Genomic DNA, 14,556 nt, shown 5'->3' on the forward strand with positions numbered 1-14,556 from the left:
CATACGAGGAACTTCAGAGTCACTTGCCGGGCACTGACTCAGTAGCCGCTTCTACTGGCCCGAGCGGCGCGATCTCGACCAGCGGTGCAGGCACGCTGGTCGTCTTTTCCTTGGCCTTGCAGATATCGGCGATGACGCAGGCCGGGCAATCCGGCTTGCGCGCCTTGCAGACATAGCGGCCGTGCAGGATCAGCCAATGATGCGCGTGCCGCATATATTCATCCGGAATGATCTTCAGGAAACCTTGCTCGACCTGTTCCGGCGTCTTGCCCGGCGCCAGGCCGAGCCTGTTACCGATGCGGAAGATGTGCGTGTCGACCGCCATCGTATGCTGGCCGAATGCCACGTTGAGCACGACGTTGGCGGTCTTGCGGCCGACACCCGGCAGCTCGACCAGTTGATCGCGATCCTCAGGCACCTCGCCGCCATGGTCGCGGATCAGCGCCTCCGACAGCGCGATGACGTTCTTGGCCTTGTTGCGCCATAGCCCGATGGTGCGGATATGGTCGCCGAGCTTGGCCTCGCCTAGCGCCAGCATCTTTTGCGGCGTGTCGGCGATTTTGAACAGCGCCCGCGTCGCCTTGTTGACGCCGGCGTCCGTCGCCTGAGCCGAAAGCACCACCGCCACCAACAGCGTGAAGGCGTTGATATGTTCGAGCTCGCCCCTCGGTTCCGGCCGCTGAACGGAAAAGCGCCGGAAAATCTCATGCACCTCGGCCGCGCTGTAAAGCGCCCGCGATCTCGCCGGCCGCGGACGCGGCTTGACGTTCGAGCCGTCGCGGCGGCCGGGCAACAGGTCTTTTTTTAGCGCAGAAGAGTTTTTGGGCTTGGGGCTTGTCATTGCCTTCCTATAATATTCCCCAATGAGCGACACAAACGCCTCATTTCAGGCCGACGAGCCATTTTTCCAGGCGCTGCTGACACCGCACCGGTCGCTGGGCAAGACCGGCTTTGCCATCCTGATGGGCGCCCTGCTGTTCGGCTGGCTGGTGACCGGAGCTTTTTTTCTGTCGCGCGGCGCCTGGCCGGTGTTCGGCTTCTTCGGCCTCGACGTGATCGCCGTCTACATCGCCTTCCGCGCCAATTATCGTGCCGCCCGGGCTCGCGAGGAGGTATCGGTGTCGCGCACCAGCCTCGACATCCGCAAGACTGCCCCGTCAGGCAAATCGGAAGCACACCGCTTCAATCCGTTCTGGGCGCGCTTTTCGATCGCCCGCCACGCCGAGATCGGCATCACCAGAATGGCGGTCGAGGCGCAAGGAAAAACCGTCTCGATCGGCGGCTTCCTCAACCCTGCCGACCGCGAAAGTTTTGCCACCGCATTTTCGCGCGCTCTGGCAGCCGCCAAGGCGCGCTGAGCCAGCGTTTCAGAACCGATAGCGCAACAGCCTGCCGATCTTGCGCAATGCTGGAATGTATTTCCAAAGGCGAACGAACAGTTTCGCGAACCAGCGCATGCGAGCGGCATGTTCCGGCTTATAGGCAGGGATGTCCTCGACGAACCGCAGCTTCGGAACGGCTCGCTCCAATTCATGCGGGTTCTCGATGCTCCAGTGGACCTCGGCGCCGGTGGCGCGGAAGGAGGAATTGAGGCGAATGATCTTCAGTCCCAGGCGACTATAGGCATCGAAAACCAGTTCGCCGCTCGAAAGATGTCCCACCAAACGAGAAAACAGTTGCTGCCCCTCCTCGGCACCCAGGTAGGGAGTCAGGCCTTCCGCCACGACTATGGCCGGGCGATCCCGAGGTACTTTGTTCAGCCATCCAGGTTCGGTGACCGACGAAGCGATCAGATGGTAGTGATCCCGCACTGGATAGAGCTTGCGCCTGAGATCGATGACTTCGGGATAGTCGACGTCGAACCAGTCCACGCCGGCTGGCGGGTCGATACGGAATATGCGCGTATCGAGCCCACACCCGAGATGCAGTACGATGGCGTCAGGATTTCGGGCGAGAAAGTCCTGAACGCAGACGTCCAGCGTCTTTGCCCTGATTGCTAGACCGATGCCGAGATTGTTGTCGACCTTGAGCCGTGAGAAATCATAATCGATGTTGCGCACCGCCTCGTCGGCAAAGTAGTCCCTGAGCAGCGAATTGGGCAGCCGGCTCTCCAGCGCCTTGCCGTAAAGTGTCAAAAGCAAAGTCTCCTTTGCCCCGGTCAAGTTTACTTTTTCACCAGCCACGACCGTCCTTCCCATTCAAAGCCGACTCTATCTGGGTACATGCTGCGGGAAAGCAAGTTTCGGGTGGTGATCGGCGCCGCGAAGGACGATATTCGCACTCAAGGAGATACTGCCATGAACGCCCAAATGCCTCTCAAAACGACAGCAATCCTTCAGAAAGACATCACGCCTGAAGGTGGAGACTACGAAATCGTCCGTCGTGCCATCGAAAAGATCAGCCTCGACTATCGCGACCAGCCTTCGTTGGAAGTGCTGGCCGAGGAGGTCGGCGAGACGCCGACCGGGCTGCAGAAGCTGTTCACCCGCTGGGCCGGCCTGTCGCCCAAGGCTTTTCTGCAGGCCGTCACCCTCGATCATGCGCGCAAGCTGCTCGATGCCGGCATGCCGCTGCTTGAAACCTCGTTCGAACTCGGCATGTCCGGCCCAGGCCGGCTGCACGATCTGTTCGTCACCCACGAAGCGATGTCGCCGGGCGATTACAAGACCCGCGGCGCAGGGCTCACCATCCGCTACGGCTATCATATCTCACCTTTCGGCATCGCGCTGATCATGGTGACGGACCGCGGCCTTGCCGGCCTCGCCTTCAACGATCCCGGCGGCGAGCGTGCGGCCTTTGCCGACATGTCCAGCCGCTGGCCGAATGCGACCTATGTCGAGGACATGGCGGCGACGGCGCCCTATGCCGCGCGCATCTTCGATCCGTCGCTGTGGAGCGCCGACCAGCCGCTGCGCGTCGTCATGATCGGCACAGACTTCCAGGTCCGTGTCTGGGAGGCCTTGCTGCGTATTCCGATGGGCCAGGCCTGCACCTATTCCTCGATCGCCGCGCGCATCGGCGCACCGAGCGCCAGCCGGGCTGTCGGTGCCGCGGTCGGTGCCAATCCGATGTCCTTCGTCGTGCCGTGCCACCGGGCTCTCGGCAAGTCCGGCGCACTCACCGGCTACCATTGGGGCCTGACCCGCAAACGCGCCATCCTCGGCTGGGAGGCGGGACAGGTCTCTTCTTGAATAGCCAACGAATGGAACGATTGGAGCGATGCAAGGACCGCTAGGGTGACAAGCAGCGATCTTACGGAGTAGCTTCCCGCGCAATTAGAGTGGTATGCGCTAGCGGGAGGCACTTCTTGATCGTCGTCATCGGCTCCATCAATCTCGATCTCATCGCCAGTGTCGACCGCTTGCCCGGTCCCGGCGAGACCGTGCGCGGCTCCGGTTTCGCTACTGCCCCCGGCGGCAAGGGCGCCAACCAGGCGCTGGCCGCCGCCCGCGCCGGCGCCAAGGTGCGCATGGTCGGCGCGGTCGGCAAGGACAGCTTCGCCAGCGACGCTCTCGCGCTGCTGCGCGACGGCAAGATCGACCTGTCCGGCGTCGGCGAGACCTTTGCCTCGACCGGTACCGCGTTGATCATGGTCGGCGCCGACGGCGAGAACGTGATCGCCGTTGTGCCGGGCGCCAATGATTCGGTCGTGCCGGGTGACCTTTCCAAGGCTTTCGTAAAAAACGGCGACGTCGTGCTGCTGCAACTGGAGATCCCGCTGCAGACCGTCGAGGCAGCACTCGACGCGGCAAGGACAGCCGCCGCGATGACCGTGCTCAACACCGCACCTTTCCATGGCGACGCGGCCGGCTTCCTCGGCAAGGCCGACTATCTCGTCGCCAACGAAACCGAGTTCGACCTCTATGGCGAGGCGCTGTCGTTGAATGGCCGCGACCGCCCGGCACGGATGCGCGACTATGCCGCGAGAACCGGCCGCACCATCGTCGTCACGCTTGGCTCGGACGGCGTTCTGGCGGCAACGCCGGACGATCTCCTGATGGTTCCGGCGCTGAAGATCACCCCGCTCGACACGGTCGGTGCCGGCGACACGTTCTGCGGCTATTTTGCAGCCGGGCTGGCAGCCGGCCTGCCGCTCGACCAGGCGCTTGCCCGCGCTGCCGCAGCCGGTTCGCTGGCCTGCCTGAAAGCCGGTGCACAGCCGGCCATCCCGCTGGCCAGGGACGTCGATGCCGCCCTGCAGAAATCTACAGGCTGAAGCCGGATGACAGCCATGCGCCCGACGACCAAGCATGCGGTGCCGCCCGCCGGCGACATCTGCCGCCTGTCTGCCGTGGCGCTTGCCGGGAAGATCAGGCGCCGGCAGCTTTCGGTGCGCGAAGTGGTCGCGGCATTCCTCGACAGGATCGAGGCGGTGAACCCGCTGGTCAACGCTATCGTTTCATTGCGTGAGCGTGCCGACATCCTGCGCGAGGCCGACAGCGCTGACGCCCATCTGGCGCGAGGAGGAGATACCGGATCGCTGTTCGGCCTGCCGATCGCGATTAAGGATCTTGCGCTGACAAACGGCCTGAGAACCACCTTCGGCTCGCCGATCTTCGCCGATTTTGTGCCTGAGGAAGACGACTTCTTCGTCGAGCGCGCCCGCAAGGCCGGCGCGATCATCATCGGCAAGACCAACGTTCCCGAATTCGGGCTCGGCTCCAACACCTACAACACCGTGTTCGGACAGACGCTCAACGCATTTGACCCGGCGCTGACCGCCGGCGGCTCGAGCGGCGGTGCGGCGGTCGCGCTGGCGCTCGACATGGTTCCCGTTGCCGATGGCAGCGATTTTGGCGGTTCCCTGCGCAATCCCGCTGCCTACAACAATGTCTATGGCTTCCGTCCATCGCAGGGATTGGTGCCGGCCGGCCCTGACCTTGATGTGTTTCTTGCGCAAATGGGCGTCGAAGGGCCGATGGGGCGTAACGTGCGTGACATGGCGTTGCTGCTCGACGTTCAGGCCGGCTATCATCCTCGCGCGCCGCTGTCGCATGATAAACCAGGCTCGTTCCTCGAAGGGCTGGAAGCACCGGCGGCCGGCGGGCGCATCGCCTGGCTCGGCGATCTTAACGGCCATCTGCCGGTTGAAGCAGGCATTCTACAGCTTTGCGAGGCAGCACTCGGCCGGTTCGCGGATGTATCCTTCGAGGCCGAGCCGCTGATGCCGGAATTCGACTTCGAAGCGCTGTGGCAAGCCTTTGTAACGCTTCGCCAGGCGAGCAGCGGTTGTGCACTCAAGGCGCATTACGACGATCTCCTGAAACGAAGTCTGCTGAAGCCGGAGGCCGTTTGGGAGGTGGAACATGCACTGCGCCTCACCGCGCCGCAGATCCACGCCGCCACGGTGAGGCGCTCGTCCTGGCATCGAATGCTGCTGTCGCTCTTCGAGCGTTTCGATCTCGTTGCGCTGCCAGCCGCACAGGTCTTTCCCTTCGATGTCGTCACCCACTGGCCAAGGGAAGTGGCCGGGCGTGCCATGGACAGCTATCATCGCTGGATGCAGGTCTCAGCGCTCGCCACGCTGGGCGGCTGCCCGGCGGTCAACGTACCGGCGGGCTTCGACGCCAGGGGCAGGCCAATGGGCATGCAATTGATCGGGCGACCGCGCGGTGACCTCTCCGTGCTGAGGGCGGCTGCCGCCTATGAGGCAACGCTGCCATGGCAGGCCGGCGCCTGCTGAAATCAACTCCGCATTGTCGGCGCCTCGCCGACTTGCACGCAACTCATCGCCATGCATTGATCGCGACAGCGCGCCGCACGAGCGGCATTCTGTGGAGGGAAAAAATGTCGCTGGAACTCTACGCCACCTACGTCGTCGCCTGCATCGTCATCATCCTGGTGCCGGGGCCGACGGTGACGCTGATCATCGCCAACAGCATCCGCCACGGCTCGCGCGCCGGTCTCGCCAATGTCGCCGGCACCCAGGCCGGGCTGGCCATCATGATCGCCATCGTCGGCATCGGATTGACTTCGCTGATCGCGGGCATGGGCCACTGGTTCGAGTGGGTCCGGCTGATCGGCGCCGCCTACCTGATCTGGATGGGCGTGCAGATGTTCCGCTCGAAAGGCAAGCTTAACGCCGACGGAACGGCAAAAAGGCCGCGTGGCGGCTTCTTCCTGCAGGGGCTGCTGGTGGCGATCAGCAATCCAAAGACGCTGGTGTTCTTCGGCGCCTTCTTTCCGCAGTTCATCGCTCCCGAAGGCAATTACGCACTACAGATCGGCGTCATGGGTCTCACCGCGATGATCTTCGCCGCAGTCTCGGATTCGACCTACGCGCTGGCCGCCGGCCGCGCAGGGCGTCTGCTGTCGGCCGGCCGCGTCAAGCTCTTGTCGAGGATCAGCGGCAGCTTCCTGGTCGGCGGCGGCCTGTGGCTGGCGTTTTCCAAGGCGAAGTAACGGCCGCGAGCCCGGCGACGCCAACAGCAACATCCTGGAATAGGAAGGCCGATTGAAAGTCGGCCTTCAGGCCACCACATGGATCAACAGTTGGGGATTCATGTCTATGCCGTGGACTTACGCGGATTTGAAAAGGAACGCGTTTGGCGTGATCCTGTCCATCGCTTTGTTCGCGGCGATGGTTCCGTCGGCTCTGAACAAATGGGCGAATGACGCAAGTCCGATCCGGTCGGTCGACCCGGTCGATGCAACGATCAAAAGTGGACAGGGTAAAGGGCGCAATATCCAATATCTGCTGGTCCTTGAGAACGGTTCGACGGTCCTCGTTTACGACGACCTCCCGCATCTGATCGGCTCGCGCGTCGGCATCGAGCGCGTCACGCGCGACAATGGCTTCGTCTTTTACCGGTTTGCAAATTGAACGACGATCGATCGATAAGCTGTTTTCAAAGGTGAAGCGAGTGACATGGCTTTTTCGGGGAATCGCTCTTGAACAAAGCCCCTATGCTACTCAACTCTAAGGTATGGGGCCGACAAATATTTCTCTTAGAACCCGCATTCTTTTGCTTCGGGAAGAGTTTCGCGACAGAGTTGTTGGCATCACAATCTTGTGCGCGCTCGCTCTCGCGATCGCTGTGCCGATTGTAACTAGGCAGAACAGTCCGATCACTGGCACACAACTCGTAGGAGGCACCGTCGAAGATGTTGCGACGATGCCTCTAAATCCGAAAGGTTCCGTCGGACATGGACTTTATTATAGATATGAAGTCCGCCTCCATGACGGCAACGCTCGGATATTTGTCGATGGTGAGGTGGAAACACCCCACATGATCGGATCGGAAGTATCGATCGAAGAACAGCAACGCCAGGACGGTACCACCACCTACCGCCTGCTCAACTACTGAGCAGCCCTAAAGCCGCCCCAGCCTTTCCAGCAACAGCGCGAAAAACGCATCATGGTCGATGTCGCGCATCACCATGGCGTTCTTCGGCCGCTTGGTCACCCCCCACCAGTCGATCACCGTCATGCCCATGGTGAGCTCCGAGGCGGTTTCCACGCTGACATTGCAATTGCGACCCTTGAACAGCTTCGGCTTCAGCAGATACGCGATCACGCAAGGATCGTGCAGCGGGCCGCCGTCGGTACCGTATTTCTCCTCGTCGAAACGTTCGAAGAATTCCAGCATGTCCGCGGTGGCCGTGCCGACCCTGGTGCCGAGCTTGCGGAAGGCCTTCGTGCGCTTGGCGGTGGTCAGCGCCTTGTGGGTGACGTCCAGCGGCATCATCACGATCGGAATGCCGGATTTGAACACGACATCGGCGGCATGCGGATCGACATAGATGTTGAACTCGGCGGTCGGCGTGACGTTGCCGCCCTCGAAGAAGCCGCCGCCCATCAGCACGATTTCCTTGATGCGCGGCGCGATTTTCGGCTCGCGGATCAGCGCCAACGCAATGTTGGTGAGCGGCCCGAGCGCGCAAAGCGTGATCGTGCCGCTCTCCTCCCTCATCAGTGTCTCGACTATGAAATCGACCGCATACTCTTCCTGCAGTTTCATCTTTGGTTCGGGCAGTTGCGGCCCGTTGAGGCCGGTCTTGCCATGCACTTCCTCGGCGGTGACCAGTTCGCGCGCCAGCGGCCGGATGGCGCCTGCATAGACCTTGACGTCCGGCCGGCCGGCCAGCTCGCAGATCTTGCGGGCGTTTTTTTCGGTAAGTTTCAGCGGCACGTTGCCGGCCACCGCGGTGATGCCGACGATCTCCAGCTCGGCGCTGCCGAGCGCCAGCAATATGGCGACGGCATCGTCCTGGCCGGGGTCAGTGTCGATGATGATCCTGCGGGATTGGGGCATTTCAATTCCTTGTTTTGGCAAGTCTTTTTGGGCGGGACGTGTGACGGCTTGAAGTCTGCCGGGCGGCGGACCATATCAAGACCATCGGGAAAAATGCCATCCGGGTTTTTCCACTTTATGTCGCTCTTGAGAGGACACTGTAACATGAGCCGAATGACGCCTTTTTCCAGCCCGCTTCTCCTCGGTTTCGATTCCATGGAAAAGACGCTGGAGCGGTTGGCAAAGTCCGGTGACAGCTATCCTCCCTACAACATCGAGCGCCTCAGCGGTGCCGACGGCAAAACCGAAAGGCTGCGTATCACGCTCGCCGTCGCCGGTTTCGCGGAAAGCGATCTCGATGTCACAACGGAGGAGAACCAGTTGGTCGTGCGCGGCCGTCAGAACGACGACACCGAGCGCGAATTCCTCCACCGCGGCATCGCCGCGCGCCAGTTCCAGCGCTGTTTCGTGCTGGCCGACGGCATGCGGGTGATTGCGGCGGAATTGAAGAACGGCCTTCTGTCGATCGATCTCGATCGGCCGGAATCTGAACGGCTGGTACGAAAAATAAACATATCGGTGAAAGACTGATTTTTGCCGATAGCTCTCATGCGGGATGGCCTTGAGCGGCGTCTCGCGGCAAGGAGGCTTGAAATGACCAGAACTAACGAGAATATCATCATGACCAGCGGCGAATTCGCCCATCTCGGCGAAGGTTCGGTCGCCTATCTCAGGAAAGTGTCGAGCGACGATCTGCGCGGCCGTTTCCCGGGCCTCGGCGAAATCGCGCCGGGTCTGGAACTGTGGGCCCTGTTTGCCGCTAATGGCCAGCCGATCCTGCTTTCGGACGCTCGCGACCGGGCACTGGCTGGCGCGCTGGAAAACGATCTCACCCCGGTCGCTATCCACTAACGTCGCTATCCACCAACATTGGCGCCATCGACTGACAAATACGGCGCAGCGATCTGGTTGGAAACGGACAGGGCCGCTCACGGCGGCCCTTCAATGGATTTAATCAAAACCTCAAGCGGCGTGCGAGGCCTGCGTGTCCGACAGCAGCGCATGGATGGCCACGGCGTCGCGCGTGCCCCTGATCTTGGCAACCGTGTCGGCGTCGCGCAGCACCCGCGCGATGCGCGACAGCGCCTTGAGGTGATCGGCGCCGGCACCTTCGGGAGCCAAAAGCAGAAACACCAGGTCGACCGGCTGATCATCGAGGGCCTCGAAGTCCACCGGTGTCTCCAGCCGGGCAAAAACGCCGGCAATCCGCTTCACCCCAGCCAGCTTGCCGTGCGGAATGGCGATGCCGTTGCCGACGCCGGTGGAGCCGAGCCGCTCGCGTTGCAGGATGGTGTCGAACACCTCTCGCTCCGGAATGCCGGAAATCGCCGCCGCCCTTTCGGACAGCAATTGCAGCAGCTGCTTTTTGGAGTTCGCCTTCAACGCCGGCATGATTGCCGGAACGCTGACGAGATCGCTCAGATCCATGCTTGAAATCCCTTGTTCGCCTGCCGTCGCCAGTCCCCACGCTCGCGTGCGGCTGGTCTTTACCCCTGCGCGACCTTGGCCGTGGACGGGTCGATCCAGCCGATATTCCCGTCCGGCCGGCGATAGACGATGTTGAGATGGTCATTTCCGGCATTGCGGAAGACCAGGACCGGGCTGTCCTTGGTGTCGAGTTCGATCACCGCTGACGCCACCGACATGGTCCGCAGCGTCATAGTCGATTCGGCGACGATGGCCGGCGCGAAATTCTCCGGTATGTCCTCCTCGTCGTCGGCAAGCGGCGCCATCACCGTATAGGCGACGTCGGTGAGCTCGCCGTTGCTATTGCCTGAATTGTGCGACTTCAGCCGGCGCTTGTAGCGCCTGAGGCGCGTTTCCAGACGGTCTGCCGCGGTATCGAAGGCAAGCGTTGGATCCTGGGCATCGCCGGTCGCCTGCAGCGAAGCACCGGAGTCCAGCCGGATCATGCAATCGGCCGTGTAGCGCGACCCCGATTTGACGACTACGATTTGCCCTGAAAAGCCCCGATCGAAATATTTCCCGATCACTTCCCCGACACGGTCGTTGATGCGCGTACGGAACGCATCGCCGATATCCATGTGTTTTCCCGATATGCGCAGTGTCATCTGAAAACTGACCTTCCTTGCTCAGGCTTCAAACTGTCCCGAGTTTATACTCGTGGTCCGCGCGCACAAGCTTTTGCGGCGTCACTTGCGCCGATTTTAGATCCGAACTTTCCGGTTGATCACAAGCCGCCTTCTTGGCCGTCCCGTGGCCTACGTCGTGACGGACCATCTCTCGTGCGGGCATCGGCCAACTCAAATCCACTCGCCAGCCCGTCTCATGCGGGCGGGCTTCTAGCCACTTCGTCGCCGCTTGTCAATGAAGGGCGAAAGCTGTGGAAATTCCGCCGGAGATCAACGGCCGGCGCTGGCCAAAGCGCGTTTTTCGCGCCGCCGCTGCACCGAAGAGGGTATGTTCATGCCTTCCCGGTATTTGGCCACCGTGCGCCTGGCGATGTCGACGCCGCTTTCCCGCAGCATGTCCACGATGGCATCGTCGGAAAGCACATCGATGGCTTTCTCCTCGTCGATCAGCTGCTTTATGCGGTCGCGCACCGCTTCCGACGAATGCGCATCGCCGCCACCTGACGAAGCGATCGAGGCGGTGAAGAAATAGCGCAGCTCGAACACACCGCGCGGCGTCAGCATGTATTTGTTTGCCGTGACCCGGCTGACCGTTGATTCGTGCATGCCGATGGCGTCCGCCACCGTGCGCAGGTTGAGCGGCTTCAGGTGCCGCACGCCGTGGACGAGAAAAGCGTCCTGCTGGCGCACGATCTCAGAGGCCACCTTGAGAATGGTCTTCGCCCGCTGGTCGAGGCTGCGCGTGAGCCAGTTGGCGTTCTGCAGGCATTCGGCAAGGAAATCCTTTTCCGCCTGGTTTTTCGCATGTGGCGTGACCTGGGCGAAATAGATGTGATCGACCAGCACGCGCGGCAGCGTCTCGGCATTGAGCTCGACCGTCCAGCTGCCGTCATTGGCTGCACGCACCTCGACGTCGGCCACGATCGCATCGCTGGCACCGCGCGAAAACGCCATTCCAGGCCGCGGGTCGAGCGCCCGGATCTCGGCCAGCATGTCGAGCAGATCCTCCTCGTCGACGCCGCAAATCCGCTTCAGCGTCTGGAAATCGCGCCGTGCCAGGAGTTCGAGATTGGCGATCAGCACCTTCATCGCCGGATCGAGCCGGTCGCGCACGGCCAGCTGCAGCAACAGGCATTCGGCGAGGTCGCGGGCGAATATGCCGGCGGGCTCAAATGTCTGGCAGACCGCCAGGACCGTTGCCACCGCCGTAGCGTCCGTGCCGAGGCGGGCGGCGATCTCGGCCATGTCGGCACGCATGTAGCCGGCCTCGTCGAGGCCGTCGGCAAGCTCGCCGGCGATCAGGCGCGCCGCCGGAGCGGCAAAGGCGAGCGCCACCTGCTCGCCGACATGGTCGCGCAGCGTGATGGCCGCCGCCGCCATATCCGCGACGTCGAAGCCGTCGGAGGAAGAGGTGGAACCGTTGCCGGACGCCGATTTCCATTGTGCCGTCAGGTCGGGCCCGAGCCGCTCGCTCGTACCAGGATCGTCAGGAAACAGGTTTTCCAGCGACGTATCGAGCTTTTCCGAGATCGCCTCGGCGCTCCACGCCGTTTCCGCCTCGAACCAGTCGCCGTCGGCAGCCGGTTCCGATGCGGCGTCGCCCTTCTGCGCCTGGTCGCTGGCGGCGTCCTCCTGCGGTTCGGCGCGTTCCAGCAGGGGATTGCGTTCGATCTCGTCGTCGATGAAGCGTTCCAGCTCGAGATGGGTGAACTGCAGCAGGCGGATCGACTGCATCAGCTGCGGCGTCATCACCAGCGACTGCGACTGTCGTAGCTGTAGTTTTGCCGCCAACGCCATGGTTCGGTTTCAAACGCTCCGTCTACGCACCCGCACTGCTGGAAGGAATTTTCCAGGCCAGCATAGAAACTGGCCCGGCTTTTGCTTGTCAAGGCGAGGAGCGGTAAAACTCGCCTGTCGGCGCGTTTTCAGGCAGAAAATTGAAGAAAAAGCTGCTGGACTACGCCGGAAATCCCGCTCGAGCCGGAATTTCGCACTTAGAGCGTAAATCCCTCGCCGAGATAAAGCCGCCGCACATCGGCATTTGCGACCACTTCGTCGGCTCGACCATGGGTCAGCACCTGGCCGGCATGGATGATGTAGGCGCGGTCGATCAGGCCAAGTGTCTCGCGGACATTGTGGTCGGTGATCAGAACGCCGATGCCACGTGCCGTCAAGTGGCGCACGAGCTGCTGGATGTCGGCGACGGCGATCGGATCGATGCCGGCGAAAGGTTCGTCGAGCAACATGTAGGCGGGGCGGGTTGCCAAGGCGCGGGCAATTTCGAGGCGTCGCCGCTCACCGCCGGAGAGCGACAGCGACGGAGCCTTGCGCAGATGGCTGATATGAAATTCCTCGAGCAATTCGTCGAGCAGGCGCTCACGCTCCTTGCGGCTCTTTTCGACCACTTCGAGCACGGCCCGGATGTTTTGCTCGACGTTCAGGCCGCGAAAAATCGACGCTTCCTGCGGCAGATAGCCGATGCCGAGACGGGCGCGGCGATACATCGGCATCGACGTGACGTCGAAGCCATCGATTTCGATGGTGCCTTCGTCGACCGGAACCAGGCCGGTCACCATGTAGAAACAGGTCGTCTTGCCGGCGCCGTTGGGGCCGAGCAGCCCAACCGCCTCGCCGGCGCGCACGCCTAGCGTCACGCCGCTGACGACTTTGCGGCCCTTGTAGCTTTTGGTCAGCCCCTTGGCGATCAAGGTTCCCTTGAACTTTGCCGCTTCGACGGTGACCCTGGCCGGTGCCGCAAGTTGGCTGGCGGCGCGCCCTGGAAGACGCGCCAGCAGCGACGATATGCCGGTCATCAGGGTTTCGCTGCTCCAGACTTCGCCGGCGGCGTGATCGACATCATGACGCGGCCGCCGCAGGCGTCGACCTGGGCAAGGCCGCTCTTCATCTGCACAGTGAGCTTGCAGCCGACAAGCACGTTGTCGCCTTGCGAGAGCACGACCTTGCTGCCCGAAAGCACCAGCACTTCGGTCTTCATGTCGAAAGTGCCGCGGTCGCCGGTGGCAACCTGATTGTCCGATTTGATGTAGACCTTATCGTCGACCTCGAGATGGTCGATGTTGGCGGATCCGGTCATTGCCGCGGCACCCGCCGGCTGGGCGCTTTTGGCGGCGCCTGCATCCCTGACGTAATAGACCGTCATTTTGCCGGCCTTGAGCACAGTTGGACCCTGGACGACGTTGACGTTGCCGGTGAAGACGGCAACGCTTTCCGCTTGGCGCACCTCGAGCTTGTCGCTTTCGATCTGGATCGGCTTGTCGCCCGACAGCCTGAGGCCGGACATTTGGCTGGTGGCCTTGGACTGCGCCAGCGACGGCGCCGTCCCCAAGGTCAGCCCCAAGGTTAGCAACGCCGAAATCGCGGCGAGGCGCCGTGCCGAACTACTGAACCGCATTGGTCTCTCCGCTCTTTGCCTCTGCCGCCTTCAAACTGGCGGGATCGATGTCGACGCGCACCTTGTTCTCGAAAACCAGGACCTTGCCATTGTCCTGGACCGACATCGAATCCGCCCTGATCCGCGACCCGCCGCGGCTGACATCGACGGGCTCGCTTGTCTTCATAGTGCCTTCGCCCATGTCGAGATAGACTGATTTGAATTTTGCCACCACACCATCCGTGGTCGACACGGTCACATCGCTGGTCAGGCTGAGCGTGTTGCCGTCGCGATCATAGGTGCCGTGCGTGGCATCGATGGCGGCCGTGTTGTCGGCCGCAATCGGCAGCTTGGCCTTGATGCCTTCCAGATCGATGATGCCTTGTTTGCTGACATCCTGTATGGCGCGCAGGGCTGTCATCGAATAGGGCAGGTTCTGTTTGGTGAAGCCGTTGAGCTTGGGGTTGGCCATCACCAGCTTGCCATCGGCAAAGGCGCCGCCGTCGGCCTGCACCTCGATTGCAGCGGGAGCCATGAGATAGGAATAGACCGGAAACGCGACCGCAATCACGGCAGCGACCAGCGGCACGGCCAGCTTGAGGATACGGACCAGGCGCGAATGACGCTGCGCAATGTCAAACGCGTCGACCCGCGCCCGGCCTGCGGCCTTGGGAGCCAACTCCGTCTCGGTGTTGGTCGGTTCGATTGGTCCCGCTAACATGACTGCTTCTTCTAAACCCCTGCCCGCCAGGCCGCCCTATAGGTGGGGTGCCGGCGC

At 62.2% G+C, this 14,556-nt stretch carries 17 protein-coding genes; 8 read left to right on the plus strand and 9 right to left on the minus strand.

Features of this window, described 5'->3' with window-relative positions:
- Window positions 1-19 precede the first annotated feature (19 nt).
- Window positions 20-841: an endonuclease III gene (gene nth / locus NKI25_RS08235; RefSeq protein ID WP_023675282.1), complete on the minus strand. Its 822-nt coding sequence runs from the start codon at window positions 839-841 to the stop codon at window positions 20-22.
- Window positions 842-863: 22 nt separating this feature from the next.
- Here nth and NKI25_RS08240 point away from each other — a divergent pair, with 22 nt between their 5' ends.
- Complete coding sequence (locus NKI25_RS08240) at window positions 864-1,358, plus strand: DUF2244 domain-containing protein (RefSeq protein ID WP_023675281.1); 495 nt, start codon at window positions 864-866, stop codon at window positions 1,356-1,358.
- A 9-nt stretch (window positions 1,359-1,367) separates the two neighbouring features.
- Here the strand turns inward: NKI25_RS08240 and NKI25_RS08245 are convergent, their stop codons facing one another.
- Window positions 1,368-2,135 (minus strand): class I SAM-dependent methyltransferase, encoded by a 768-nt coding sequence (locus NKI25_RS08245; RefSeq protein ID WP_352576236.1) that lies wholly within the window; start codon window positions 2,133-2,135, stop codon window positions 1,368-1,370.
- Window positions 2,136-2,297: 162 nt separating this feature from the next.
- On the opposite strand from NKI25_RS08245, the gene NKI25_RS08250 reads away from it, so the two are divergent.
- From NKI25_RS08250 to NKI25_RS08270, 5 genes are all read left to right on the plus strand, one after another.
- On the plus strand, window positions 2,298-3,191 hold the full coding sequence (locus NKI25_RS08250) for a methylated-DNA--[protein]-cysteine S-methyltransferase (RefSeq protein WP_352644102.1): 894 nt from the start codon (window positions 2,298-2,300) through the stop codon (window positions 3,189-3,191).
- A gap of 116 nt (window positions 3,192-3,307) precedes the next feature.
- Entirely contained in the window at window positions 3,308-4,216 is a 909-nt protein-coding gene (locus NKI25_RS08255) for a ribokinase (protein WP_352588331.1), read from the plus strand.
- 6 nt (window positions 4,217-4,222) lie between these two features.
- Window positions 4,223-5,683: an amidase gene (locus NKI25_RS08260; RefSeq protein ID WP_352998340.1), complete on the plus strand. Its 1,461-nt coding sequence runs from the start codon at window positions 4,223-4,225 to the stop codon at window positions 5,681-5,683.
- Between the two features lie 104 nt (window positions 5,684-5,787).
- Window positions 5,788-6,402 carry a LysE family translocator gene (locus tag NKI25_RS08265; RefSeq protein WP_292663261.1) on the plus strand — a complete coding sequence of 205 codons (615 nt, stop codon included), beginning with the start codon at window positions 5,788-5,790 and terminating at the stop codon, window positions 6,400-6,402.
- Between the two features lie 52 nt (window positions 6,403-6,454).
- Window positions 6,455-6,823, plus strand: coding sequence for a hypothetical protein (locus NKI25_RS08270; RefSeq protein ID WP_245274634.1), 369 nt, complete (start codon window positions 6,455-6,457; stop codon window positions 6,821-6,823).
- Window positions 6,824-7,313: 490 nt separating this feature from the next.
- Here NKI25_RS08270 and NKI25_RS08275 read toward each other — a convergent pair whose 3' ends face one another.
- Complete coding sequence (locus tag NKI25_RS08275; protein ID WP_352453985.1) at window positions 7,314-8,255, minus strand: nucleoside hydrolase; 942 nt, start codon at window positions 8,253-8,255, stop codon at window positions 7,314-7,316.
- 144 nt (window positions 8,256-8,399) lie between these two features.
- Between NKI25_RS08275 and NKI25_RS08280 the strand changes: the two genes are divergently transcribed.
- Both NKI25_RS08280 and NKI25_RS08285 read left to right on the plus strand, forming a co-directional pair.
- On the plus strand, window positions 8,400-8,825 hold the full coding sequence (locus NKI25_RS08280; protein WP_023675270.1) for an Hsp20 family protein: 426 nt from the start codon (window positions 8,400-8,402) through the stop codon (window positions 8,823-8,825).
- 63 nt (window positions 8,826-8,888) lie between these two features.
- Window positions 8,889-9,146: a BQ00720 family protein gene (locus NKI25_RS08285; protein ID WP_023675269.1), complete on the plus strand. Its 258-nt coding sequence runs from the start codon at window positions 8,889-8,891 to the stop codon at window positions 9,144-9,146.
- Between the two features lie 111 nt (window positions 9,147-9,257).
- Here NKI25_RS08285 and ptsN read toward each other — a convergent pair whose 3' ends face one another.
- From ptsN to lptC, 6 genes are all read right to left on the minus strand, one after another.
- Window positions 9,258-9,722, minus strand: coding sequence for a PTS IIA-like nitrogen regulatory protein PtsN (ptsN, locus tag NKI25_RS08290; protein ID WP_023675268.1), 465 nt, complete (start codon window positions 9,720-9,722; stop codon window positions 9,258-9,260).
- A 59-nt stretch (window positions 9,723-9,781) separates the two neighbouring features.
- Window positions 9,782-10,366: a ribosome hibernation-promoting factor, HPF/YfiA family gene (gene hpf, locus NKI25_RS08295; protein ID WP_023675267.1), complete on the minus strand. Its 585-nt coding sequence runs from the start codon at window positions 10,364-10,366 to the stop codon at window positions 9,782-9,784.
- A gap of 291 nt (window positions 10,367-10,657) precedes the next feature.
- Window positions 10,658-12,184, minus strand: a complete 1,527-nt coding sequence (rpoN, locus tag NKI25_RS08300) for an RNA polymerase factor sigma-54 (RefSeq protein ID WP_352998341.1) — start codon at window positions 12,182-12,184, stop codon at window positions 10,658-10,660.
- A 197-nt stretch (window positions 12,185-12,381) separates the two neighbouring features.
- Window positions 12,382-13,200, minus strand: coding sequence for an LPS export ABC transporter ATP-binding protein (lptB, locus tag NKI25_RS08305; RefSeq protein ID WP_023675265.1), 819 nt, complete (start codon window positions 13,198-13,200; stop codon window positions 12,382-12,384).
- Complete coding sequence (locus tag NKI25_RS08310; protein ID WP_023675264.1) at window positions 13,200-13,799, minus strand: LptA/OstA family protein; 600 nt, start codon at window positions 13,797-13,799, stop codon at window positions 13,200-13,202. The genes lptB and NKI25_RS08310 overlap by 1 nt, the downstream gene beginning before the upstream one ends.
- Window positions 13,786-14,499: an LPS export ABC transporter periplasmic protein LptC gene (gene lptC / locus NKI25_RS08315; RefSeq protein ID WP_352633751.1), complete on the minus strand. Its 714-nt coding sequence runs from the start codon at window positions 14,497-14,499 to the stop codon at window positions 13,786-13,788. The genes NKI25_RS08310 and lptC overlap by 14 nt, the downstream gene beginning before the upstream one ends.
- Window positions 14,500-14,556: the final 57 nt, after the last annotated feature.

The organism is Mesorhizobium sp. M0808 (assembly GCF_040320025.1).
Classification (GTDB): Bacteria; Pseudomonadota; Alphaproteobacteria; order Rhizobiales; family Rhizobiaceae; genus Mesorhizobium.